Source organism: Pseudomonas helleri (assembly GCF_009600315.1).
GTDB classification, from domain to species: domain Bacteria; phylum Pseudomonadota; class Gammaproteobacteria; order Pseudomonadales; family Pseudomonadaceae; genus Aquipseudomonas; species Aquipseudomonas helleri_A.
Genome location: NZ_WIWC01000013.1, coordinates 38150 through 60428 on the forward strand (window position 1 = coordinate 38150; position 22279 = coordinate 60428).

The 22279-nt window shown below is 57.6% G+C and carries 21 protein-coding genes; 16 read left to right on the top strand and 5 right to left on the bottom strand.

Annotated features, from left to right (window positions below; genetic code table 11):
- The first annotated feature begins 11 nt into the window (after positions 1-11).
- Genes lysA through GHN86_RS10465 form a run of 5 tightly spaced genes read left to right on the top strand, consistent with a single transcriptional unit; the run spans position 12 to position 4406 of the window.
- Positions 12-1259 carry a diaminopimelate decarboxylase gene (lysA, locus tag GHN86_RS10445; RefSeq protein ID WP_153386518.1) on the top strand — a complete coding sequence of 416 codons (1248 nt, stop codon included), beginning with the start codon at positions 12-14 and terminating at the stop codon, positions 1257-1259.
- A gap of 4 nt (positions 1260-1263) precedes the next feature.
- Positions 1264-2094, top strand: coding sequence for a diaminopimelate epimerase (gene dapF, locus GHN86_RS10450; RefSeq protein WP_153377438.1), 831 nt, complete (start codon positions 1264-1266; stop codon positions 2092-2094).
- A gap of 13 nt (positions 2095-2107) precedes the next feature.
- Complete coding sequence (locus GHN86_RS10455) at positions 2108-2824, top strand: DUF484 family protein (RefSeq protein WP_153386521.1); 717 nt, start codon at positions 2108-2110, stop codon at positions 2822-2824.
- A 2-nt stretch (positions 2825-2826) separates the two neighbouring features.
- Entirely contained in the window at positions 2827-3723 is an 897-nt protein-coding gene (xerC, locus tag GHN86_RS10460) for a tyrosine recombinase XerC (protein WP_323369150.1), read from the top strand.
- Positions 3720-4406, top strand: a complete 687-nt coding sequence (locus GHN86_RS10465; protein ID WP_153377440.1) for an HAD family hydrolase — start codon at positions 3720-3722, stop codon at positions 4404-4406. Before xerC ends, GHN86_RS10465 begins: the two co-directional genes overlap by 4 nt.
- 90 nt (positions 4407-4496) lie before the next feature.
- Here the strand turns inward: GHN86_RS10465 and sutA are convergent, their stop codons facing one another.
- The 3 genes from sutA to glnK form a co-directional block, all read right to left on the bottom strand.
- Positions 4497-4820, bottom strand: a complete 324-nt coding sequence (gene sutA / locus GHN86_RS10470; protein ID WP_153377441.1) for a transcriptional regulator SutA — start codon at positions 4818-4820, stop codon at positions 4497-4499.
- 502 nt (positions 4821-5322) lie between these two features.
- Positions 5323-6660, bottom strand: coding sequence for an ammonium transporter (locus GHN86_RS10475; protein ID WP_153386522.1), 1338 nt, complete (start codon positions 6658-6660; stop codon positions 5323-5325).
- A 34-nt stretch (positions 6661-6694) separates the two neighbouring features.
- Entirely contained in the window at positions 6695-7033 is a 339-nt protein-coding gene (gene glnK, locus GHN86_RS10480; protein WP_002555808.1) for a P-II family nitrogen regulator, read from the bottom strand.
- A gap of 415 nt (positions 7034-7448) precedes the next feature.
- Here glnK and GHN86_RS10485 point away from each other — a divergent pair, with 415 nt between their 5' ends.
- Entirely contained in the window at positions 7449-7709 is a 261-nt protein-coding gene (locus GHN86_RS10485; protein ID WP_153377443.1) for an accessory factor UbiK family protein, read from the top strand.
- 148 nt (positions 7710-7857) lie between these two features.
- Positions 7858-9351 carry a YifB family Mg chelatase-like AAA ATPase gene (locus GHN86_RS10490; RefSeq protein ID WP_153377444.1) on the top strand — a complete coding sequence of 498 codons (1494 nt, stop codon included), beginning with the start codon at positions 7858-7860 and terminating at the stop codon, positions 9349-9351.
- Between the two features lie 3 nt (positions 9352-9354).
- Here the strand turns inward: GHN86_RS10490 and GHN86_RS10495 are convergent, their stop codons facing one another.
- On the bottom strand, positions 9355-10272 hold the full coding sequence (locus tag GHN86_RS10495; RefSeq protein ID WP_153377445.1) for a LysR substrate-binding domain-containing protein: 918 nt from the start codon (positions 10270-10272) through the stop codon (positions 9355-9357).
- Between the two features lie 153 nt (positions 10273-10425).
- Between GHN86_RS10495 and GHN86_RS10500 the strand changes: the two genes are divergently transcribed.
- The 7 genes from GHN86_RS10500 (at position 10426) to GHN86_RS10530 (ending at position 17638) form a co-directional block, all read left to right on the top strand.
- Positions 10426-11793 carry a NorM family multidrug efflux MATE transporter gene (locus tag GHN86_RS10500; protein WP_153377446.1) on the top strand — a complete coding sequence of 456 codons (1368 nt, stop codon included), beginning with the start codon at positions 10426-10428 and terminating at the stop codon, positions 11791-11793.
- A 158-nt stretch (positions 11794-11951) separates the two neighbouring features.
- Positions 11952-12575, top strand: coding sequence for a CDP-alcohol phosphatidyltransferase family protein (locus tag GHN86_RS10505; protein WP_153377447.1), 624 nt, complete (start codon positions 11952-11954; stop codon positions 12573-12575).
- Positions 12576-12585: 10 nt separating this feature from the next.
- The gene (locus GHN86_RS10510) at positions 12586-14340 is read left to right on the top strand and encodes a bifunctional alpha/beta hydrolase/class I SAM-dependent methyltransferase (RefSeq protein WP_153386524.1); all 1755 of its coding nucleotides are present in this window, start codon (positions 12586-12588) and stop codon (positions 14338-14340) included.
- A 2-nt stretch (positions 14341-14342) separates the two neighbouring features.
- Positions 14343-15641: a phosphatase PAP2/dual specificity phosphatase family protein gene (locus GHN86_RS10515; RefSeq protein ID WP_153377449.1), complete on the top strand. Its 1299-nt coding sequence runs from the start codon at positions 14343-14345 to the stop codon at positions 15639-15641.
- Positions 15631-16074, top strand: a complete 444-nt coding sequence (locus GHN86_RS10520; RefSeq protein ID WP_153377450.1) for a hypothetical protein — start codon at positions 15631-15633, stop codon at positions 16072-16074. The genes GHN86_RS10515 and GHN86_RS10520 overlap by 11 nt, the downstream gene beginning before the upstream one ends.
- A 9-nt stretch (positions 16075-16083) precedes the next feature.
- Entirely contained in the window at positions 16084-16704 is a 621-nt protein-coding gene (locus GHN86_RS10525; RefSeq protein WP_153377451.1) for a lysophospholipid acyltransferase family protein, read from the top strand.
- Between the two features lies 1 nt (position 16705).
- On the top strand, positions 16706-17638 hold the full coding sequence (locus tag GHN86_RS10530; RefSeq protein WP_153377452.1) for a phosphatidate cytidylyltransferase: 933 nt from the start codon (positions 16706-16708) through the stop codon (positions 17636-17638).
- A gap of 5 nt (positions 17639-17643) precedes the next feature.
- Here GHN86_RS10530 and GHN86_RS10535 read toward each other — a convergent pair whose 3' ends face one another.
- Positions 17644-19293, bottom strand: coding sequence for a putative bifunctional diguanylate cyclase/phosphodiesterase (locus GHN86_RS10535; RefSeq protein ID WP_153377453.1), 1650 nt, complete (start codon positions 19291-19293; stop codon positions 17644-17646).
- Positions 19294-19552: 259 nt separating this feature from the next.
- Here GHN86_RS10535 and rep point away from each other — a divergent pair, with 259 nt between their 5' ends.
- A complete protein-coding gene (gene rep, locus GHN86_RS10540) occupies positions 19553-21562 on the top strand; it encodes a DNA helicase Rep (RefSeq protein WP_153377454.1) in 2010 nt (669 codons plus the stop codon).
- A gap of 56 nt (positions 21563-21618) precedes the next feature.
- The gene (locus tag GHN86_RS10545; protein ID WP_153377455.1) at positions 21619-22191 is read left to right on the top strand and encodes a xanthine phosphoribosyltransferase; all 573 of its coding nucleotides are present in this window, start codon (positions 21619-21621) and stop codon (positions 22189-22191) included.
- The last annotated feature ends 88 nt before the right edge of the window (positions 22192-22279 follow it).

Here is a 22279-nt window from a genome sequence, read left to right on the forward strand (position 1 = left end):
AAGGGAGCACCATGGACGCTTTTAACTACCGCGATGGTGAGTTGTTCGCCGAAGGTGTTGCGCTGACGTCGATTGCCGAGCGTTTTGGCACGCCGACTTACGTTTACTCCCGCGCGCACATCGAGGCGCAGTACAACGCTTACGCCGACGCGCTGAAGGGCATGCCGCACCTGGTGTGTTTCGCCGTCAAGGCCAACTCCAACCTGGCTGTCCTCAATGTCCTGGCGCGTTTGGGCGCCGGTTTTGACATTGTGTCCCGGGGCGAGCTGGAACGGGTGCTGGCCGCGGGTGGCTCGGCAGACAAAATCGTCTTTTCCGGTGTCGGCAAGACCCGCGATGATATGCGTCGCGCACTGGAAGTCGGCGTGCATTGCTTCAACGTCGAGTCCACCGACGAGTTGGAGCGTCTTCAAGTAGTCGCTGCAGAACTGGGCGTTCGCGCGCCGATTTCGCTGCGAGTCAACCCGGACGTTGACGCGGGCACCCACCCGTACATTTCCACCGGCCTTAAAGAAAACAAATTCGGTATCGCCATTGCTGACGCCGAAGATGTGTACATCCGTGCCGCCCAGTTGCCAAACCTGGAAGTGGTCGGCGTGGATTGCCACATCGGTTCGCAACTGACCACGCTTGAGCCGTTTATCGACGCCCTCGACCGCCTTTTGGCACTGGTTGACCGCTTAAGCGATTGCGGCATTTACCTGCGTCACATTGACCTCGGTGGTGGCCTGGGCGTTCGTTATCGCGATGAAGAGCCGCCGCTGGCAGGTGATTACATCAAAGCAGTACGTGAGCGCATCGACGGGCGTGACCTGGCGCTGGTGTTTGAGCCGGGCCGGTTTATCGTGGCCAACGCCGGGGTGTTGCTGACGCAAGTCGAGTACCTCAAGCACACCGAGCACAAAGACTTCGCCATTGTCGATGCCGCCATGAACGACTTGATTCGCCCGGCGCTGTATCAGGCCTGGATGGACGTGACTGCAGTTCGCCCGCGAGACACTGAAGCCCGCGCCTATGACATCGTGGGGCCGATCTGTGAAACCGGTGACTTCCTCGCCAAAGACCGCCAGTTGGCGCTGGCTGAAGGCGATTTGTTGGCCGTGCATTCGGCTGGCGCCTATGGTTTTGTGATAAGTTCGAACTACAACACCCGTGGCCGCGCCGCCGAAGTGCTGGTGGATGGCGATCAAGCGTTTGAAGTTCGCCGTCGCGAGACGGTCGCTGAGTTGTTTGCTGGCGAAAGCCTGCTGCCGGAGTAATCCCATGTTGCTGCGTTTTACTAAAATGCATGGCCTGGGCAATGACTTCATGGTGCTCGACCTGGTCAGCCAGCACGCGCACATCCTGCCCAAGCACGCCAAACAATGGGGTGATCGGCACACGGGTGTCGGTTTTGATCAGCTGTTGCTGGTTGAAGCACCCAGCAACCCGGAAGTGGATTTCCGTTACCGGATCTTTAACTCCGACGGCTCGGAAGTGGAGCAATGCGGCAATGGGGCGCGCTGCTTTGCGCGCTTCGTGCTCGACAAGCGATTGACCACCAAGCGTCAGATCAAGGTTGAAACCAAAAGCGGCATTATTGAGCTGAACGTTCGCAGCGATGGGCAAATCAGCGTCGATATGGGCCCGCCCCGCTTGCTCCCGGAAGAAATCCCGTTTGTCGCTGACGCTCAAGCGTTAAGTTACGAACTGGATGTGGACGGGCAGAAGGTTGAGTTGGCCGCCATATCAATGGGTAACCCGCACGCCGTCTTGCGGGTAGATGACATCAATAACGCGCCGGTGCATGAGTTGGGGCCTAAGATTGAGCATCACCCGCGCTTTCCTGCCCGGGTCAATGTCGGCTTTCTGCACGTGGTTGACCGCCAACGCGGGCAATTGCGGGTATGGGAGCGCGGTGCCGGGGAAACTCAGGCATGCGGGACTGGCGCTTGTGCAGCGGCAGTGGCAGCCATCAGCCAAGGCTGGATGGACTCACCCTTGATCCTCGATTTGCCCGGTGGCCGATTGTCGATTGAATGGGCTGGCCCTGGCCATTCGGTGATCATGACCGGCCCTGCCATGCGCGTTTACGAAGGACAAGTCCGTTTATGAGCGAGCGCACACGATGACCGATCAGCCACAGTCTTCAGACCTCGAACATTCTGAGCAAAGCCCCGAAGCGGCCGCCGTAGTGGCCTACCTTGAGGCCCATCCAGACTTCTTCAACCAGCGTGACGAGCTGCTGCTGTCGCTGCGTATTCCTCATCAGCGTGGCGACACCATTTCGCTGGTGGAGCGCCAGCTGGAATTGTTGCGGGGCCGCAATATCGAAATGCGTCATCGCTTGTCGCAACTGATGGACGTGGCACGCGATAACGACCGCTTGTTCGAAAAAACCCGTCGTTTGAACCTGGCCTTGATGGATGCCACCAGCCTTGAAGAACTGGTGATTGCCGTCGAAGACAGCCTGCGACAGGACTTTAAGGTTCCGTTTGTCAGTCTGGTGCTGTTTGGTGACAACCCAATGCCTGTTGGCCGATGGGTCAACAGTGCTGACGCTCAACGCGCCTTGGGCGGTTTGCTGGCGGAAGGTAAAGCCGTCAGTGGCAGCCTGCGCGAGCATGAGCTGGACTTCCTGTTCGGCGAAAATCAGCGCAAGGAAATCGGCTCTACCGCTGTGGTAGCGCTCAACCATCTGGGCTTGCATGGTGTGCTGGCGGTTGCCAGTCGCGACCCGCAGCATTACAAAAGCTCGGTGGGCATGCTGTTTCTCAATCACATCGCTGAAGTCCTGGGGCGCATGTTGCCGCGCTTTACCCACGCACTGCGTTCGGTGCGTTAGTTGTGGAACGGCAACTGGACGCTTACTGCACCCACTTGCGCAGTGAGCGCCAAGTGTCGCCCCACACACTGCAAGCCTACCGCCGCGACCTGAACAAGGTTCTGGTGTTCTGCGACAAAGAGTCCATCACCCGCTGGGCTGCTCTGGATATTCAACGCCTGCGCCAGCTTGTCTCGCGGTTGCACCAGCAAGGTCAGTCATCACGCAGCATTGCGCGTCTTTTGTCTGCGGTGCGCGGGCTTTATCACTACCTGAACCGAGAAGGCCTGTGCGATCACGACCCGGCTAACGGTCTCGCCCCGCCCAAGGGCGAACGTCGTTTGCCTAAAACCCTTGATACCGATAGAGCGCTTCAGTTGCTGGAGGGTGCGGTTGAAGAAGACTTTCTGGCGCAGCGCGATCAGGCCATTCTGGAGCTGTTTTATTCGTCGGGCTTGCGCCTGTCAGAGCTGACGGGGCTCAATCTGGAGCAGCTGGACTTGGCCGATGGCCTGATCCAGGTGCTGGGTAAAGGCAGCAAGACCCGCGTGTTGCCCGTGGGCAGAAAGGCCCGTGAGGCGTTACAGGCGTGGTTACCCCTGCGCGCCTTGGCCAACCCCCAGGATGATGCCGTTTTCATCAGCCAGCGCGGTCAGCGCCTGGGTCCGCGGGCGATTCAGTTACGGGTCAAGGCGGCGGGCGAGCGCGAGCTGGGCCAGAACCTGCATCCACATATGCTGCGCCATTCGTTTGCCAGCCACTTGCTGGAGTCTTCGCAGGATTTGCGCGCGGTGCAAGAGTTGCTGGGTCATGCAGACATCAAAACCACCCAAATCTATACCCATCTGGATTTCCAGCATCTGGCATCGGTTTACGACAGCGCCCACCCACGGGCCAAACGCAGCAAGGACAGTGAATGACGATTGAGCTGATTACCTTCGACCTCGACGACACCCTGTGGGACACCGCTCCGGTGATCGTGCGTGCCGAAGCCGTACTGCGTGACTGGCTGACGACTCATGCACCAAAAGCGGGCGCTCTTGAGGTGGCCGACTTTCAGGCACTTCGCCTGCGCGTATTAACGGAGCAACCCGAGCTTAAGCACCGAATCAGTGCATTGCGTCGCCGCGTGCTGTTTCACGCACTTCAAGACACCGGTTACGGCGACGCTCAGCGGCTGGCCGATGAAGCATTCGAAGTATTTATCGAGGCACGGCACGCACTTGAGGTCTTCGCGCAGGCGGAACCGACGCTGGCGGCGCTGGCCCGGGATTACGCGTTAGGCGTAGTGACCAATGGCAATGCCGATGTGCGCCGCATCGGGCTGGGGCATCATTTCAAATTTGTGCTGTGCGCCGAAGACATCGGCATAGCCAAGCCGGATGCACGGCTGTTTCACGAGGCATTGTTGCGAGGTGCCGTTACGGCAGGCGCGGCGGTGCATGTGGGCGATCATCCGGGCGATGATATTGCCGGTGCTCAGCAAGCAGGTTTGCGGGCGGTGTGGTTCAACCCTGGCGGCAAGCACTGGGACGGCGACAAGGCACCGGATGCCGAGATTGGTTGCTTGAGTGAGTTGCCGAGTGTGCTTAAGCAGTTTTAATAACCCCCTGCCCTGTGCCTGCGTCCCTGCCCTGAACCCACAAAAAAACCCGCAGCGACGGCGGGTTTTTTTCAAGCCGTGCAGCAGTCCTTAGATAGGACGGCTGCCGTACTTGTTGTCTGGCTTTTTGGGTGGGTCTGCCACCACGTTCGCCTCGACTTCCTGCACCTTGCCACCACGGGAAAGGAACTCTTCCATCGCACGAGCCAGAGCATCACGCTCTTTGTTTTTGGCTTCTACGCTGGGCAGGTCATCAACCGACACTGCGGCTTTGGATTTGCCTTTGGCCACCGGGGCCGGCGTATCTTCGCCATCGTCATCAGCCACGTCATCGGCAGCGGCTTCAAGACCCTCTTCGGTCTCGTCCTCGTCACCTACTTCGAGGTCATCATTTTCCAGATCGTCGTCGCTCATGTTCTACCTCATGACTTTCGTAAAGCAGATTATTTATATAGACCAGATGCGACAAATGTCGACCTCGGGTGGTGAAAAAGTAGCCCTGGTCAATCCCCCGGCTTACGCCTCCTCACCACAAAGGGTGATGAGGACTTTCAGGCACCGTCATGTTCACGCTGCCTGTCCAAAAAACACTGTGCTGACGCGCCATCTGTCGCTGACCTGCCGCAAGGGCACATACCGCGACAATCCGGCTCGCAAAGCATGGAAGCGCCAGGAAATTATCCTCGCTCCATAGCCTGCACAGGGAGCAGCTTTGCTGCCCTCGGCGCGCATTCTAGCGTGCTGAAGAAAAAAACAAAGCAGCGAATAGTCGACTTGTGCAGTAAGTGATCATCCTACAAATTTTAGCGGCTGGGATCCGTCTCAAAACTGTGGGAAAAATCATTCTCTTGCAGGGGATAACTCACATTAAAGGCAAAAAAATACCCGGCAAGCCGGGTATTTTTAAAAGTGCTACTTACAGGTTGTAGCCTCTTTCGTTGTGTAGCGCCAGATCCAGACCAACAGCCTCTTCCTCATCATTCACTCGAAGGCCCATAACGGCATCCAGTACCTTGAGAATGATGAAGGTCACCACCGCCGTGTAGACAAGGGTAAAGGCTACGCCTTTGAACTGAATCCAGACTTGGGCACCAATGTCAGTCACCGCGCCGAAGCCACCGACTGCCGGAGCGGCAAACACGCCCGTCAGAATGGCACCTACGATACCGCCGATGCCGTGAACACCGAACGCATCCAGCGAATCGTCATAACCCAGCTTGCGCTTGAGGGCAGTGGCGCAAAGGAAGCAGATCACACCTGCCGACAAGCCGATCACGATGGCACCCATAGGGCCAACGGTGCCTGCGGCAGGAGTAATGGCGACAAGCCCGGCTACCACGCCTGAGGCGATGCCCAAGGCACTTGGCTTGCCGTGAGTGATCCACTCGGCAAACATCCAGCCCAGCGCGGCTGCGGCCGTTGCAATCTGAGTCACCAGCATGGCCATGCCCGCTGTGCCGTTAGCGGCGGCCGCAGAGCCTGCGTTAAAGCCGAACCAGCCGATCCACAGCATCGCGGCACCCACCAGGGTGTAACCGAGGTTGTGGGGCGCCATCGGGGTGGTTGGGTAGCCTTTGCGCTTGCCCAGTACGATACACGCCACCAGACCTGCGATACCGGCGTTGATGTGCACCACCGTGCCACCCGCGAAGTCGAGTACGCCCCAGTCCCACATCAGGCCGCCAGGACCGCTCCAGACCATGTGCGCGATCGGCGCATAGACCAGCGTGAACCACACGCCCATGAAGATCAGCATGGCCGAGAACTTCATGCGTTCGGCAAAGGCACCCACGATCAGTGCCGGGGTAATGATGGCAAAGGTCATCTGGAAGGTGATGAACACCGCTTCTGGAAACAGAGCCGTGGACGAGGTCAGGCTGGCGGGCGTCAAACCAGCCAGAAAGGCCTTGCCGAAGCCGCCGATAAACGAGTTGAAGTTGGTGACGCCTTCTTCCATGCCCGTCGTATCAAACGTAATGCTGTAGCCGTAAATGACCCACAGAATGCTGATCAGCCCGGTAATGGCAAAGCACTGCATCATTACGGACAGAAGATTTTTGGAGCGCACCATGCCGCCGTAAAACAGCGCAAGGCCGGGAATGGTCATAAACAGCACCAGGGCTGTTGCAGTCAGCATCCAGGCGGTATCGCCGGAGTTCAGGACTGGAGCGGCCACTTCGTCTGCGGCCATGGCCAGGCCAGGCATTACGACAGACAACAGGGCTCCGAGCCCTGCGAATTTACGCAGAGTCATAGTGTTTTCTCCTGGGGCGTTGGGGTTTGGCGGCTTAGATTGCGTCGGTATCGGTTTCGCCGGTACGGATGCGAATAGCCTGTTCCAGATTGACTACAAAAATCTTGCCGTCACCGATTTTGCCGGTGTTGGCAGCCTTGGTTATCGCCTCGATAACCCGATCAAGATCTTTGTCGTCAATGGCGACATCAATCTTCACCTTTGGCAGAAAATCGACCACGTATTCCGCGCCGCGATACAGCTCGGTGTGACCTTTCTGCCGGCCGAAGCCTTTAACCTCAGTAACGGTAATGCCCTGCACGCCGATTTCAGACAGCGACTCGCGTACGTCGTCTAACTTGAACGGCTTGATAATGGCGGTGACTAGCTTCATGAAACTTCTCCCGAATTGGTGGACTTGCCCCAGGAAAACAAACCCGGCTCAAGTCTAAGCGCAGTGTCTGGCTTTGTAACGCGTCGCTGCCAGTTACAAGCAACACAACGTGTATCAATCGCTGGTGACGAAAACACTCTCTGAACCACCTGCCGCACTGCCATCGTCACAGCAACTGCATCAGTACATGAGTCACAGGCAACTAAGCAGAAACCTTGCCATGTCTGAAAAAACCAATAATTACAGTCAATTAAGATCCATTGATGGCATTTAGACCCAAGCTGGAAGACATTTACGCACCAAAACAGTGCTCGGCTTGCGAGCAGCCTGCCCGAAAGCTGTGCGCCGGGCCGTCAGCCTTGAGCCCACAGCCTGCGTGCTACACTCGCCGCCATCAGTGTTCAGGACATTACCCATGCTCGCGCCCAAAGACTTTCTCGACGCCCTGAGTGGCCAAGCTTCACGTTTGTTCAGTGGCGAAACGCCGTTGCCCCGCAACGAAATCGAAAGCCAGTTCAAAGCCTTGCTTCAAAGTGGCTTCAGCAAACTGGATTTGGTCAGCCGTGAAGAATTCGACAGCCAGATGGTGGTGTTGGCCCGTACCCGCGCTCGCCTTGAAAGCCTGGAAGCCAAAGTGGCGGAGCTGGAAGCCAAACTGTTGCCACCCGGCGAATAACGCTCAACAGCGGTGCGTTTAGTCCGTTCGCTGGATTCCAGAGCGGGTGGCCGCACCGTCGTACAAACACATCCCGTATCCATTCACGCCCTGCCCTTGGCCCGCGATTCGCGCACCATGCGTTTTTTGCCTGCTCAAGGAATGAGTCATGTCGCTGGCCATCGTTTACAGCCGCGCTCAAGTCGGCGTGGAAGCGCCCGCCGTCACGGTTGAGGTTCATCTGGCGAACGGCTTGCCAGCGCTGACACTGGTCGGGTTGCCCGAAACTGCGGTCAAGGAAAGCAAGGACCGGGTACGAAGCGCCATCCTGAATTCGGGTTTTGATTTCCCCGCCCGGCGCATCACTCTCAATCTGGCGCCCGCCGATTTACCCAAAGATGGCGGGCGCTTTGATCTTGCGATAGCGCTGGGCATTTTAGCGGCCAGTGGGCAAATGCCCGCGGCAGCGCTGGAACAGGTGGAGTGCCTCGGTGAGCTCGCGTTGTCGGGCGCGATTCGTCCCGTGCAGGGCGTGCTTCCGGCCGCGCTGGTAGCTCGGGCAGCGGGTCGTATTCTGGTGGTGCCAATGGCCAATGCAGAAGAAGCCAGCCTGGCTTCAGGGCTGACGGTCATTGCAGCTGAACATTTACTGCAGGTCGTGGCGCACTTCTCGGCACGAGCCGTCATCGAACCGTATGTGGCGAGCGGTTTGCTACACGTGAACAAACCTTACCCAGACTTGAGCGACGTACAAGGCCAACTCTCCGCCAAGCGGGCGCTATTGATCGCCGCAGCGGGCAGCCACAACTTGCTGTTCACCGGCCCGCCCGGCACGGGCAAAACCTTGCTGGCGAGCCGCCTGCCCGGCTTGCTGCCGCCGTTGAGCGAGCAGGAAGCATTGGAAGTGGCCGCCATTCAATCCGTTGCCAGCCATGTGCCGTTGAGCTGTTGGCCGCAGCGCCCCTTTCGTCAGCCACACCATTCAGCCTCTGGCCCCGCCTTGGTGGGTGGAGGCTCTAAACCGCAACCGGGCGAAATCACCTTGGCCCACCACGGTGTTTTATTTCTGGATGAACTGCCCGAGTTTGACCGCAAGGTTCTGGAAGTTTTAAGAGAGCCGATGGAATCGGGTTTTATCGTGATTGCCCGCGCCCGCGACCGCATGCGCTTTCCGGCGCGGTTTCAACTGGTCGCCGCCATGAACCCCTGCCCCTGTGGCTATCTGGGTGAACCGACGGGACGCTGCCGCTGCACGCCGGAGCAAATCCAGCGTTACCGCAACAAACTGTCCGGGCCCTTGCTCGACCGGATCGACCTGCACCTGACCGTGGCTCGCGAAACCACCTCGCTCAACCCTCCGCTGACCTCAAACGACACCACGGCCAAGGCGGCCGAGCGAGTGGCGGCTGCTCGTGAGCGGCAACTGCAACGTCAGGGCTGCGCCAATGCCTTTCTTGACCTGCCGGGAGTGCGAGCCCAATGCACGTTAAGTGCAGTGGATAACACTTGGCTGGAGACCGCATGTGAGCGCATGAGCTTATCGCTGCGAGCAGCCCACCGCTTATTGAAGGTGGCGCGAACATTGGCGGATCTGGAGCAAGCAAACGCTATAGAGAGGACGCATCTGGCGGAGGCGTTGCAGTATCGGCCGGACAGTCGGTGAAGCTTAATGACGTTCCACCTCCGGTAATTCCATTGCATCCACTTCCTGCAGCAAAAAGTCGCTCAAGCGGCGCAAACGTTCGCCGCCGGGCCGAGTTTTGGGCCACACCAGGTAATAGTTTTCGCCGCTGGCCACTGCCGCGCGAAAGGGCAAGCTCAGTCGGCCCTGAGCTACGTCTTCGGCGACCATCAACAAATCGCCCATTGAGACCCCATAACCCCGCGCCGCGGCAATCATGCCCAACTCCAGGGTATCGAATACCTGGCCGCCTTTAAGGGATACCTGTGCAGTCAGCCCCATGCAGTCAAGCCAGCGCCGCCAGTCTCGACGGTCAGGCGTGGGATGCAACAGTTCGGTCGCCGCCAGCCGTTCGGCATTCCAGGGCAATTCATCTTGCACGATAGGCGCACCCACCGGGATCAGCATCTCGGGAAACAACAAGGTCGCTTCCCAGTCAGGCGGGAAGTGGCCGTTGCTCAACAGCACGGCACAGTCGAACGGTTCTTGATTGAAATCCACATGGTCGATGTCCATCCACGCGCTAGTGAGCTGCACTTCATTGCCTGCCTGCAGATGGCGAAAGCGGCTCAGACGTGCCAATAGCCAGCGCATGGTCAGCGTTGAGGGCGCCTTCATGCGAAGGATGTCATCTTCGGCGCGCAAGGTGGTGCACGCACGTTCCAGCGCGCTGAACCCTTCGCGAACACCGGGGAGCAACAGGCGTGCGGCTTCAGTCAGTTGCAATGTGCGCCCGTTACGCTGAAACAAACGGCAGGCGAAGTGAGCTTCAAGGGTTTTGATGTGTCGACTCACCGCGCTTTGGGTGATCGACAACTCTTCGCCCGCACGGGTAAACGAGCTATGACGGGCTGCGGCTTCAAACGCGCGCAGGGCATAAAGCGGCGGTAGATTACGGATCATCAGGGCTGTTCCGGTAGCGCAAGGGCTGGATGCGTTGGGCACCCACACGATGCATGAGTTTAAATCATGCCACTAATCTTTTTTATCCCTTTGCTTAAATCAGTCAGGGCACCGAAAATCCAGCCCTTAAACGCACTTGAAGAATATTGACCGATGATCAAAAAGCATCCTGCACGTATCGAACTCCGGGCCATTCTACGGCTGGCAGGGCCGCTGATTGCCTCGCAGTTGGCTCACATGCTGATGGTGCTCACCGACACGTTGATGATGGCGCGCCTTAGCCCCGAAGCATTGGCCGGGGGCAGCCTTGGGGCAGCCAGTTACTCCTTCGTGTCCATTTTCTGCATCGGTGTCATTGCCGCTGTCGGTACGCTGGTGTCTATTCGCCAAGGGGCCGGGGACATAGAAGGCGCTACCCGCCTGACTCAGGCCGGATTGTGGCTTGCGTGGGCGTTGGCCCTGGTGGGTGCAGTGGCACTGTGGAATATCAAACCTCTGTTGCTGCTATTTGGCCAAACGCCCACCAACGTCGAAGCCGCAGGTCAGTTTCTGTTACTGCTGCCGCTGGCCCTGCCCGGCTATATGACGTTTATGGCGTTGCGAGGGTTCACCAGTGCCATGGGCCGTGCAACGCCGGTGATGGTGATTAGCCTGATCGGCACCGTGGCCAACTTTTTGCTCAATTACGCACTGATCACAGGCATGTTCGGGCTTCCGAAGCTGGGTCTCATGGGTATCGGGCTGGTCACAGCGATTGTGGCCACCGCTATGGCATTAGGTCTTGCGTGGCATATTCATTGGCACCCGGCCTACGACGCGTATCCGATCAGCAAAGGTTTATCCCGGATCAACCTTACGTACCTGCGTGAACTGTGGCGGCTTGGTCTGCCCATCGGCGGCACCTATGCGGTAGAAGTCGGCCTGTTTGCGTTTGCCGCCCTGTGCATGGGCACAATGGGCAGTACGCAACTGGCCGCTCATCAAATTGCCCTACAGATTGTGTCTGCCGCCTTTATGGTGCCAGCCGGCCTGTCCTACGCGATCACCATGCGTATCGGCCAGCATTACGGCGGCGGCGATTTACTGCGGGCACGATTGGCGGGGCGCGTTGGCATCGGTTGTGGTGCGTTCATCATGCTGGGTTTTTCAGTGGTGTTCTGGTTCTGGCCGACCCAACTGATCGGGCTGTTTGTGGACTACAACGACCCGGCGTTCCGTCCAGTCTTCGAGCTGGCCGTGAGTTTGTTGGCGGTGGCTGCCTGGTTCGAACTGTTCGATGGTGCGCAAACCATCGCCATGGGCGCCATTCGTGGGCTTAAAGATGCCAGAACCACGTTTTTGGTCGGGCTGTTTTGCTACTGGGTCATAGGCGCCCCGATGGCGTGGCTATTGGCGTTCACACTGGGCTGGGGCCCCACGGGTGTTTGGTGGGGGCTCGCATTGGGACTGGCTTGCGCGTCAATAAGCCTGACGTTGGCCTTTGAATGGAAAATGCGGCGTATGTTGAAACGTCAGCGTTAGACGCTAAAGCATGCGTTACGTTTGAATGGAACTATCAGCAATATGTTTTAAACATTTCAGATAGTTCCTACATCAAATAATTTCGGTATTGGATAGCGTGTCGGCTAATGCAGTCGACCATGAGTTGGCTCGCGTTCAACTGCCGAGATAACTCTTAGATGCTTTCCATTTACCACCTTAAACCTGCGTTTCAAAATCTTCTGCGGCCGCTGGTTAAATATATTGACCACCGCGGTATCACTGCCAACCAAGTCACCGTGCTGGCTGCAGTTATTTCCCTGATGATCGGCCTGCTCATCATAGTGTTTGTCCAGCACGTTTGGCTGTTTGCGCTCATGCCGGTGTGGATGATTCTGCGCATGGCCTTCAATGCCATCGACGGCATGCTAGCCCGGGAATTCGGCCAGCAGTCACGGCTCGGCGCCTATCTCAATGAACTCTGCGACGTCATCGCTGACTGCGCGCTAATTCTGCCTTTTGCACTGATTCCCGACGTAAGCCTGACCGCCGTGTTGCTGGTGACGTTATTAGCCGTGTTCAGCGAATACGCCGGCGTCCTTGGGCCGATGGTTGGCGCCTCGCGCCGTTATGACGGGCCCATGGGCAAGAGCGATCGGGCATTTGTGATCAGCGTATTGGCTATCGGGGTGGCCACGGGCTGGCTTGATGCCAGCGGAGTCGACGCAGTGATGTGGCTGCTTAGCGCGTTGCTGGTTTATACCGCGGTCAATCGTGTGCGTCAGGGCCTCCTTGAAGCCATAAAACCTTCAGCGTCTGCATAAGGACATTACGATGCGAGAGCAGCAAACACAGACTTTCAGCACCCATGACGGCGTTGAACTTTTCTACCGTCACTGGCCTGCCGCGAAATCGACAGACCTGAAGCCGCGCAAGGCGGTTCTTTTATTTCATCGCGGTCACGAGCATTCTGGGCGTATCGCCCATGTGGTCGATGAACTCGACTTACCGGAGTTTGATTTCTTCGCCTGGGACGCCCGTGGACATGGCCAGTCTCCCGGCCCACGAGGTGACAGCCCCAGTTTTGCCACCAGCGCACGGGACGTGCAAACCTTCTGTGACCATATCGTCAGCACCTACGCAATTAAGGAAGAAAACCTCGCGGTGATCGCGCAAAGCGTCGGCGCGGTGGTTGCGGCCACGTGGGTGCATGACTACGCGCCTAAGATCAGCGCTTTGGTACTCGCCTCTCCCGCCTTCAAGGTCAAACTTTACGTGCCCTTCGCCCGTCCGGGCTTGGCGCTGATGCGCGCAGTGCGGGGTAACTTTTTCGTGAACAGTTATGTGAAGTCCAAGTTTCTCACTCACGACCCTGAACGCATCGCTTCTTACGACAGCGATCCGCTGATCACCAAAGCGATTTCGGTGAACGTGCTATTGGGCTTGTACGAAGCGGCCGACCGGGTGGTTGCCGATGCTCAGGCCATTCAGGTCCCGACTCAGGTGTTGATCTCGGGTTCGGACTTTGTGGTTCAGCGCAAACCCCAACAGCAATTCCATGATCGCTTGGGCAGCCTGAAAAAAGAGCTGCACATCCTTCCCGGTTTCTTTCATGACACCCTCGGTGAGCGTGATCGTGATACGGCGTTGAGCCGTGCCCGGCGTTTTATCCTGCAGAACTTCGAGCACCCCGTGCCGCGTACGTGCTTGTTGGATGCCGACAAACTGGGGGCCACTTGTGCCGAGTCCGAATCACTGGCCGCGCCCCTACCGCGCAATTCATTGCGCGATCTGTACTGGCGCATGACCCGTGCCAGCATGAGGTTGGGCAGCGCCCTGTCGGCGGGTGTAAAGCTGGGCGTTGAAACGGGCTTCGATTCCGGCAGCACTCTGGATTACGTCTACCGCAACAAGCCCACCGGCAAGGGCGCACTGGGACGGATGATCGACGCCCATTACCTGAATTCCATCGGCTGGCGCGGGATCCGTCAGCGCAAGCTGAACGCCGAGGAATTGCTGCGTGCGACCATGGCCCGGCTGCGCGAAGAAGGGCGTGAAGTCCGCATCCTCGACATTGCTGCGGGTCACGGCCGTTACATTCTTGAAGCGTTGCAGGGCGTCACGCCGTTACCGGAATCGATCTTGCTACGCGATTACAGCGATATAAATGTACGCAACGGCGGCGCACTCATTCGTGAGAAAGGTCTGGAAAGCATCGCGCAATTCGTGAAAGGAGATGCTTTTGATCGTGCAGATCTAGCAGCATTGCAACCTAAACCGACGTTAGCTGTGGTGTCCGGCTTGTATGAGTTGTTCGCCGACAACGCGATGGTAGGGGACTCTCTGGCCGGACTTGCCGAGGCCGTGGAGCCTGGTGGCTATCTGATTTACACCGGCCAGCCATGGCATCCACAACTGGAATTGATTGCCCGTGCCCTCACCAGCCACCGTCAAGGTCAGGCGTGGGTCATGCGCCGGCGCTCACAGGCAGAAATGGATCAACTGGTACAAGCCGCCGGTTTCCGCAAGGTGACTCAGCGCGTCGACGAATGGGGCATTTTCAGCGTGTCCCTGGCGCAAAAGATCTGACCATGCGCGAACCCGGTCTGTTTAGGCTTGCGACTTTTTGGCTGCTGCTGTTGGCGCTGATATTTTTCAGCACCTACGGTTTTGCGACGTGGTTCACTAGCCAGCGTAACGACGTGGGCACGTTGGTATTCGCCTGGGAAACCCATGTGCCGTTTCTGGCTTGGACCATCGTGCCGTACTGGTCGATTGATCTGCTATATGGCCTCTCCTTGTTTCTGCCCGATAACCGCGCTGAGCTCAAACGCCATGTGCTGCGTCTTCTTTCGGCCCAGTTAATCGCGGTCACTTGTTTCCTGATCTGGCCATTGCGCTTCACGTTTGAGCGGCCAGAACTGGACGGTGTGTTCGGTTGGTTGTTCGCTGTGCTGGCGGGGTTTGACAAGCCGTTCAACCAGGCACCGTCGCTGCATATCGCTTTGCTGGTGATTGTGTGGGTCATGTTCCAGCGCCATACCCAAGGCCTGTTGCGCTGGTGGATGCATGGCTGGTTCGGGCTGATTGGTATTTCGGTGTTGACCACGTATCAACATCATTTTATCGATGTGCCCACCGGGGCTTTGCTTGGCTGGCTGTGCGTGTGGATGTGGCCATTGCAACAGTCCAGCCCGTTGTCGAGTGCCCGACTCGCGCAAGATTCAACGCGCTGGCAACTAGCGCTTCGCTATGGGGCGGGCGTATTGGGGCTGCTGATACTGGCATTTAAATTGGGCGGGTGGTGGTTGTGGATGCTCTGGCCAGCCGCATCCTTTCTGTTGGTAGCGCTCAATTATGGATTACTGGGCGCTGCAGGTTTTCAGAAAGGCATCGATGGTCAGCTCACTCAAGCCTCGCGCTGGCTGTATGCGCCGTATTTGGGCGCTGCTTGGGTCAACTCTCGGCTGTGGACGCATGACCATCCACGGCCTGACCTGATTGTGGATAACGTGTGGTTAGGACGTATTCCTGCAGCAAACGAACTACAACCCTTCAACGTCGTGGTGGACCTGTGTGCAGAGCTCCCGGTGAAACCACAGGACCGTGTTTATTACAGCTTGCCGGTGCTGGACTTGACCGTACCTACCCTGTCGCAATGTCTGGAAGCCGGTCAAGCCATTGAGCGCTTACGCCATCACGGACCGTTGCTGGTGTGCTGCGCACTGGGTTATTCGCGAAGCGCTACGGCGGTTGCCGCTTGGCTGTTGATCAGCCGGCGCGCGGAGACGCTTGATCAGGCAGTGGCCATTATAGGTACAGCACGGCCCTGCGTGGTTCTGCATGCTGCCCATCGCAGCGTTTTGAAGGCCTTGGTGCATGCCCGCTGATATGCGGCTCCAGGTGGCCGCCTGCTTGTTGCGTCGGGGCCGCGCGCTGGATCACCTATCTACGGGCCTGACCTTGTTGGGTGTGATATTGGGTTTAGCGCCCCTATTGATGCTCCCTGTTGCACCGATCGTTCTGCTATTGAGCCTTGGAATAATTATCGTCGGCCTTTTGCAAAAATATTGGGCGCTAAGGGTGGCTTTGGACGCCGATCTGTTCGCCTTGATGGCGGATACCTTGCACCACACCCCTCAACTCGACCTCGCCTTGCAAAGCCTTGGCCTGCAAACGGCGAATAAAGCCGGCCGGCCTTGGACTGAACGCTGTCATGGCGCGCTTGCACTGCTGCACAAGCAAGCGTGGTTATTCGGCGCGCAAGTGATGCTGACGCTGGCAGCCATTTTCACCAGCTTCTGGTTACGTTTCTGCGGATAAGGAATTCTCATGCTTGAACCCATGGTTGCCACCTTGATTACCTCGCTGGCGCGCACTGTCACTGGAGCCCGTAGTTTATGGATGGGCTGCGCGCCGGTGCCGGTGCAACGTATCTACTTTGCCAATCACAGTAGCCACGGTGACTTCGTGTTGCTATGGGCCTCTTTGCCACGCAACTTGCGCCTGCTCACGCGCCCGGTCGCTGGCAGCGATTATTGGAACAAGAGCGTTTTGCGCCGTTACATCATCACTCGGGTCTTCAACGGTGTTCTGATCGACCGTAACCGCAAAGAGCCTGTGGATAACCCTTTGCAGCCAATGCTCAACGCTTTGGAAAGTGGCGACTCACTGATCATTTTCCCGGAAGGTACGCGCAACCCGGAAGAGGGCTTACTGGCGTTTAAAAGCGGGATGTATCACTTGGCTAAAAGTTACCCACAGGTGGAATTGATTCCGGTGTGGATTGCCAATCTGAACCGTGTCATGCCAAAGGGGCGCCCGCTACCGCTGCCATTGTTGTGCACCCTGCGCTTCGGTGCACCGCTGTACGTGGAGTGCGATGAAGACAAGGCTCAGTTTCTTGTACGCGCCCGCAACGCTTTACTCGCCCTTGCTTCGGAGCAATCCTGACATGAATGGCCACACCCTGATGTTGTTCGCCGGGATCGGATTAATTCTGGTCCTGGCCTCGCTTATCGGCCTGATCCTTAAACGACGCACCCGTGGTGCGCCTAATGCGCTGATTGACAACCTCAACGCTCGCATCAACGCATGGTGGGTGATGGTGGTGGTGATTGGCGTCGCTTTCTGGCTGGGCTCTGGCGCCGTGATCCTGTTGTTTTACGCGGTGTCATTCTACGCCCTGCGCGAGTTTCTCACCCTCACCCCCACCCGTCGCAGCGACTATCCGGCGTTGGTGGCTGCGTTTTACCTGGCTTTACCAGTGCAATACGCGCTGATCTACCTGGACTGGTACGGGCTTTTCTCGATCTTTATTCCTGTGTATGTGTTCTTGCTGTTACCCATTCTTGCCTCTCTGGGTGGTGACAGTACGCACTTTTTGGAACGCGCGTCGAAAGTGCAGTGGGGGCTGATGATCGCGGTGTTTTGCGTGTCGTTCGTGCCAGCACTACTGACTTTGGACATTCCAGGTCATGAGGGCCGCGGCCTCCTGCTGATCGCCTACCTGGTGATCGTGGTGCAGCTCTCTGACGTTTTGCAGTACGTGTGCGGCAAGTTGTTTGGTAAACACAAAATAGCCCCCAACCTGTCGCCGTCAAAAACAGTGGAAGGCTTTGTAGGGGGAGTACTGCTGTCGTCAGTGATTGGTGCAGCGCTGTGGTGGGCGACGCCATTTAACCCGTGGCAGTCGTTCTTGATCGCGTTATTGATCAACTTACTGGGGTTTGCTGGCGGAATTGTGATGTCGGCGATCAAGCGCGACCGGGGCGTGAAAGACTGGGGGCACATGATTGAAGGGCACGGTGGAATGCTGGACCGACTCGACTCAGTGTGTTTCGCAGCACCGATTTTCTTTCATCTGGTGCGCTACGGATGGACGTGACGGGCCTATTGCGCAGCCCCTAACGTCAAAAACTCCACCAGTTCTGCCAGCGGCAACGGTTTGCTGATGAAGTAGCCCTGCACCTGGTCGCAGCCAAAGTCGCGTAACAACGATAATTGCTCGGGGGTTTCAACGCCTTCAGCGACGACTTCCAGCTCCAGGTTGTGAGCCAGGTTAATCATGGCCAGCACCAGCTTGCGGTTTTCTTCACGGTTTTCCATGCCGCCTACGAAGCTTTTGTCGATTTTGAGCAAGGCAATGGGCAAGCTGTTGAGGTGAACGAACGATGAAAAGCCCGTGCCGAAGTCATCCAGCGAGAAGCGCACGCCCAGTCGTCCCAGCGCATCCATCGTTTGTTTAACCAAATCACTGCGCCGCATCACCGCGGTTTCGGTTAATTCGAACTCAAGCCAGTTGGCTTCAACGCCTCGTTCGGTAATCAGGCGGCTCAGGGTCGATAGCAGCTGACTGTCCTGAAACTGGCGGAACGACAGGTTGACGGCCATATGCAGTGGCGCCAGCCCGCGCTCGCGCAACGCCTGCATATCACGCAGGGCACGCGAGATAACCCAGTAACCCAGCGGCACAATCAATCCACTTTGCTCGGCCAGTGGCACGAACTCATTGGGCGCGAGCAATCCGCGTTCGCCATGGCGCCAGCGCACCAACGCCTCTAATCCCACAATCGTCCCCGTGACCAAATCCAGACGCGGTTGGTAATGCAGCTCCAGTTCGTCACGGCGCAAGGCACGGCGCAGTTCACTTTCAAGGTCAGCCAGGCTGCGGGCATTACGATTGATGCGTTCGTCGAACACATGATAGGTACAGCCCTGGGTGCTTTTGGCCTGTTGCATGGCGATGTGTGCATGCCACATCAATGGATCGGCCCCGGCGTTGACGCGGGCATGGGCTATCCCGAGGCTGCACCCGAGCAGCAGGCTTTCGCCGTCGATCCAGTACGGCTCGGACAGCACTTCGATGATGCGTTCGGCCATCCATTCAGCACGCTCGGGCGCTCGGCGGGTGTCGATCAACAGTGCGAACTCATCACTGCCCAGCCGTGCCAACTGGTCGCCGGCTTCAAGCCTGCTTTTAAGGCGCGCCACGACTTGCAGAATCAGACGGTCACCGGCCTGATGGCCAAGCGCATCGTTGGCGTGACGGAAATTGTCCAGATCCAGATGCCCGAGCGCCATTCCACGCCCGTCGTTTTCAGCCAAGCGTACGGCCAGCAAGGTCTGAAAGCCCTGGCGGTTGGCGATACCGGTCAGCGGGTCCTCTTCCGCGAGGCGTTGCAGGGTGTATTCAAGGATGCCGCGCTCGCGTACATGGCGCAGGCAACGTCGCAGTACATCAGTGGTCAGGCTGGGCCGGACCAGCCAGTCGCTGACGTCCTGGGGCGAGGTTTCGGGTTCAGCGTCCAGCAACAATACGGTGGGCAAGCGGCAGCGGCCCGGGGCTGGCTGTAAGGTGGGCGTGGTCAGCAACAATGCGTTTCGGTCATTCTCAAACAGGTAGCTGACGGACTCCCAGCTTGGCGCGCACAGCAAAATGACTGAACCTCCCATCGGCAGCAGGCACTTGCGTACCAACGCTTCCCAAGAAGGATCTTCAGCCAGCAAAAGCAAACGCAAGGGTTCGACATGCTCTGACAAGCTAGCTCCCTGGACTCTACACAAATGAGTGATAGGCATTTTGGTGCTCCAGCGAGTCATGGCAATGAGACCCTTTGTCCGGAACACGCGACCTGAACCTACCGTAAGGTAGACGTAAAACAAGGGGGTAGCCTGCGACAAACGCACAAAAGCGGCAAATTTAGATCAAGAGACGTGTCACACCGTCGCACAGAGGCAGCATTATCTGCACAGCCTGTTAAAATGCTCGCCCTTTTTACACACGACCCCCTAACTCGTCATGTCCCGACTCAATCCCCGGCAGCAAGAAGCCGTGAGCTACGTCGGCGGCCCTCTTTTGGTGCTCGCCGGCGCAGGCTCCGGCAAAACCAGCGTGATTACCCGAAAAATCGCGCACCTGATTCAGAACTGTGGCATCCGTGCCCAATACATCGTCGCCATGACCTTTACCAACAAAGCCGCCCGCGAGATGAAGGAGCGGGTCGGTACGCTGCTGAAAAAGGGTGAAGGTCGAGGCTTGACGGTGTGTACGTTCCACAATCTGGGGCTGAACATCATCCGCAAGGAACATGCACGATTAGGTTACAAGCCGGGCTTTTCGATCTTTGACGAAGCGGACGTCAAAGCGCTGATGGCCGACATCATGCAAAAGGAATACTCAGGCGACGACGGGGTCGATGAAATCAAGAACATGATCGGCTCGTGGAAAAACGACCTGATCCTGCCGCCCGAGGCGTTGGAAAACGCGCGCAACCCCAAGGAACAGACGGCCGCTATCGTTTACACCCATTATCAGCGCACGCTCAAAGCCTACAACGCGGTGGACTTTGACGACCTGATCCTGCTGCCCGTGAAACTCTTCGAAGCGCACGCCGATATTCTGGAAAAATGGCAGAACAAGGTGCGCTACCTGTTGGTGGACGAATATCAGGACACCAACGCCAGCCAGTATTTGCTGGTGAAATACCTGATCGGCACGCGCAACCAGTTCACCGTAGTGGGCGATGATGACCAATCGATCTACGCCTGGCGCGGTGCCCGCCCGGAAAACCTGATGCTGCTCAAGGACGATTACCCGTCCCTGAAAGTGGTCATGCTGGAGCAAAACTATCGCTCCACCAGCCGCATCTTGCGGTGCGCCAACGTGTTGATTGCCAACAACCCCCATGCCTTCGAGAAACAACTGTGGAGCGAGATGGGCCACGGTGATGAAGTGCGGGTAATACGTTGCCGCAACGAAGACGCCGAAGCTGAGCGCGTGGCTGTTGAAATTCTCACGCTGCACCTGCGCACTGACCGGCCTTACAGTGACTTTGCGATCCTCTATCGCGGGAACTATCAGGCCAAGCTGATCGAATTGAAGCTACAACACCATCAGATTCCTTACCGCTTGTCGGGTGGTAACAGCTTTTTCGGACGTCAGGAGGTTAAAGACCTGATGGCCTACTTCCGCCTGATCGTAAACCCGGATGATGACAACGCTTTCTTGCGGGTTATCAACGTCCCACGCCGCGAAATCGGTTCGACGACACTGGAAAAGCTCGGAAACTACGCCACCGAACGCAAGATTTCGATGTATGCGGCCACCGATGAAATCGGTCTGGGCGAGCATCTGGACGCTCGCTTCACGGATCGTCTGGTGCGCTTTAAACGCTTTATGGACCGCGTGCGTGAGCATTGCTCGGGGGAAGACCCGATTGCAGCGTTGCGCAGCATGATCATGGACATCGATTACGAAAACTGGCTGCGTATCAATAGCTCCAGCGACAAGGCGGCTGATTACCGCATGTCCAACGTCTGGTTTCTGGTCGAGGCGTTGAAAAACACCCTCGAAAAGGACGAAGACGGCGCCATGACCATCGAAGAAGCCATCGGCAAACTCGTGCTGCGCGACATGCTCGAACGTCAGCAAGAAGAGGAAGACGGCGCCGAGGGCGTGCAAATGATGACGCTGCATGCCTCCAAAGGCCTGGAATTCCCCTACGTGTTCATCATGGGCATGGAAGAAGAGATCCTGCCGCACCGCTCCAGCATTGAAGCAGACACCATCGAGGAAGAGCGTCGCCTTGCCTACGTGGGAATTACCCGCGCACGTGAGACGCTGGCATTTACCTTTGCCGCCAAGCGCAAGCAATACGGTGAGATCATAGACTGCGCGCCGAGCCGCTTCCTTGATGAGTTGCCCCCGGACGATCTGGCCTGGGAAGGCAACGATGACACCCCTACCGAAGTTAAAGCGGTTCGCGGAAATACGGCATTGGCCGATATACGCGCCATGCTAAAACGCTAAAATCGACTATTTTTCACTCTACCTTCAGCGCATATGCGCTATTTGAGGACGTTACGTTGGAAGCACTGCACAAGAAAATTCGCGAAGAAGGCATCGTGCTTTCCGATCAGGTTTTGAAGGTCGACGCCTTTTTGAACCATCAGATCGACCCGTACCTGATGAAGCAGATCGGCGATGAGTTCGCGCGCTTGTTCAAGGATGCGGGCATTACCAAGATCGTCACCATCGAAGCCTCGGGCATTGCCCCGGCCGTGATGACTGGCTTGAACTTGGGCGTGCCGGTGATTTTTGCACGCAAGCACCAGTCCCTGACCCTCACTGAAAACCTGCTGACGGCTTCGGTGTACTCCTTCACCAAGCAAACTGAAAGCACGGTGGCCATCTCCCCGCGTCACTTGCAGGCCACTGACCGCGTGCTGGTGATCGATGATTTCCTGGCCAACGGCAAAGCCTCGCAGGCGCTGATTTCGATCATCAAACAAGCGGGTGCCGAAGTGGCCGGCTTGGGTATCGTGATCGAGAAGTCGTTTCAGGGCGGCCGCGCTGAACTGGACGCACAGGGCTACCGCGTTGAATCGCTGGCTCGGGTTAAATCTCTGGCGGGTGGCAAAGTCACGTTTATTGACTAACCCCCATCTGTAGTCGCTGTCGCAGGCTTCGATGGGCATCACAGCGGCCCTCGCTTCGAAAGCGAAGGCCCTGCGGTCCTTATCGCAG

What these genes read in the sequence shown, in the direction of transcription:
- lysA (WP_153386518.1), top strand. Translation starts at nt 12, where the DNA reads ATGGACGCTTTTAACTACCGCGATGGTGAGTTGTTCGCCGAAGGTGTT.
- dapF (WP_153377438.1), top strand. Translation starts at nt 1,264, where the DNA reads ATGTTGCTGCGTTTTACTAAAATGCATGGCCTGGGCAATGACTTCATG.
- GHN86_RS10455 (WP_153386521.1), top strand. Translation starts at nt 2,108, where the DNA reads ATGACCGATCAGCCACAGTCTTCAGACCTCGAACATTCTGAGCAAAGC.
- GHN86_RS10465 (WP_153377440.1), top strand. Translation starts at nt 3,720, where the DNA reads ATGACGATTGAGCTGATTACCTTCGACCTCGACGACACCCTGTGGGAC.
- sutA (WP_153377441.1), bottom strand. Translation starts at nt 4,820, where the DNA reads ATGAGCGACGACGATCTGGAAAATGATGACCTCGAAGTAGGTGACGAG.
- GHN86_RS10475 (WP_153386522.1), bottom strand. Translation starts at nt 6,660, where the DNA reads ATGACTCTGCGTAAATTCGCAGGGCTCGGAGCCCTGTTGTCTGTCGTA.
- glnK (WP_002555808.1), bottom strand. Translation starts at nt 7,033, where the DNA reads ATGAAGCTAGTCACCGCCATTATCAAGCCGTTCAAGTTAGACGACGTA.
- GHN86_RS10485 (WP_153377443.1), top strand. Translation starts at nt 7,449, where the DNA reads ATGCTCGCGCCCAAAGACTTTCTCGACGCCCTGAGTGGCCAAGCTTCA.
- GHN86_RS10490 (WP_153377444.1), top strand. Translation starts at nt 7,858, where the DNA reads ATGTCGCTGGCCATCGTTTACAGCCGCGCTCAAGTCGGCGTGGAAGCG.
- GHN86_RS10495 (WP_153377445.1), bottom strand. Translation starts at nt 10,272, where the DNA reads ATGATCCGTAATCTACCGCCGCTTTATGCCCTGCGCGCGTTTGAAGCC.
- GHN86_RS10500 (WP_153377446.1), top strand. Translation starts at nt 10,426, where the DNA reads ATGATCAAAAAGCATCCTGCACGTATCGAACTCCGGGCCATTCTACGG.
- GHN86_RS10505 (WP_153377447.1), top strand. Translation starts at nt 11,952, where the DNA reads ATGCTTTCCATTTACCACCTTAAACCTGCGTTTCAAAATCTTCTGCGG.
- GHN86_RS10510 (WP_153386524.1), top strand. Translation starts at nt 12,586, where the DNA reads ATGCGAGAGCAGCAAACACAGACTTTCAGCACCCATGACGGCGTTGAA.
- GHN86_RS10515 (WP_153377449.1), top strand. Translation starts at nt 14,343, where the DNA reads ATGCGCGAACCCGGTCTGTTTAGGCTTGCGACTTTTTGGCTGCTGCTG.
- GHN86_RS10520 (WP_153377450.1), top strand. Translation starts at nt 15,631, where the DNA reads ATGCCCGCTGATATGCGGCTCCAGGTGGCCGCCTGCTTGTTGCGTCGG.
- GHN86_RS10525 (WP_153377451.1), top strand. Translation starts at nt 16,084, where the DNA reads ATGCTTGAACCCATGGTTGCCACCTTGATTACCTCGCTGGCGCGCACT.
- GHN86_RS10530 (WP_153377452.1), top strand. Translation starts at nt 16,706, where the DNA reads ATGAATGGCCACACCCTGATGTTGTTCGCCGGGATCGGATTAATTCTG.
- rep (WP_153377454.1), top strand. Translation starts at nt 19,553, where the DNA reads ATGTCCCGACTCAATCCCCGGCAGCAAGAAGCCGTGAGCTACGTCGGC.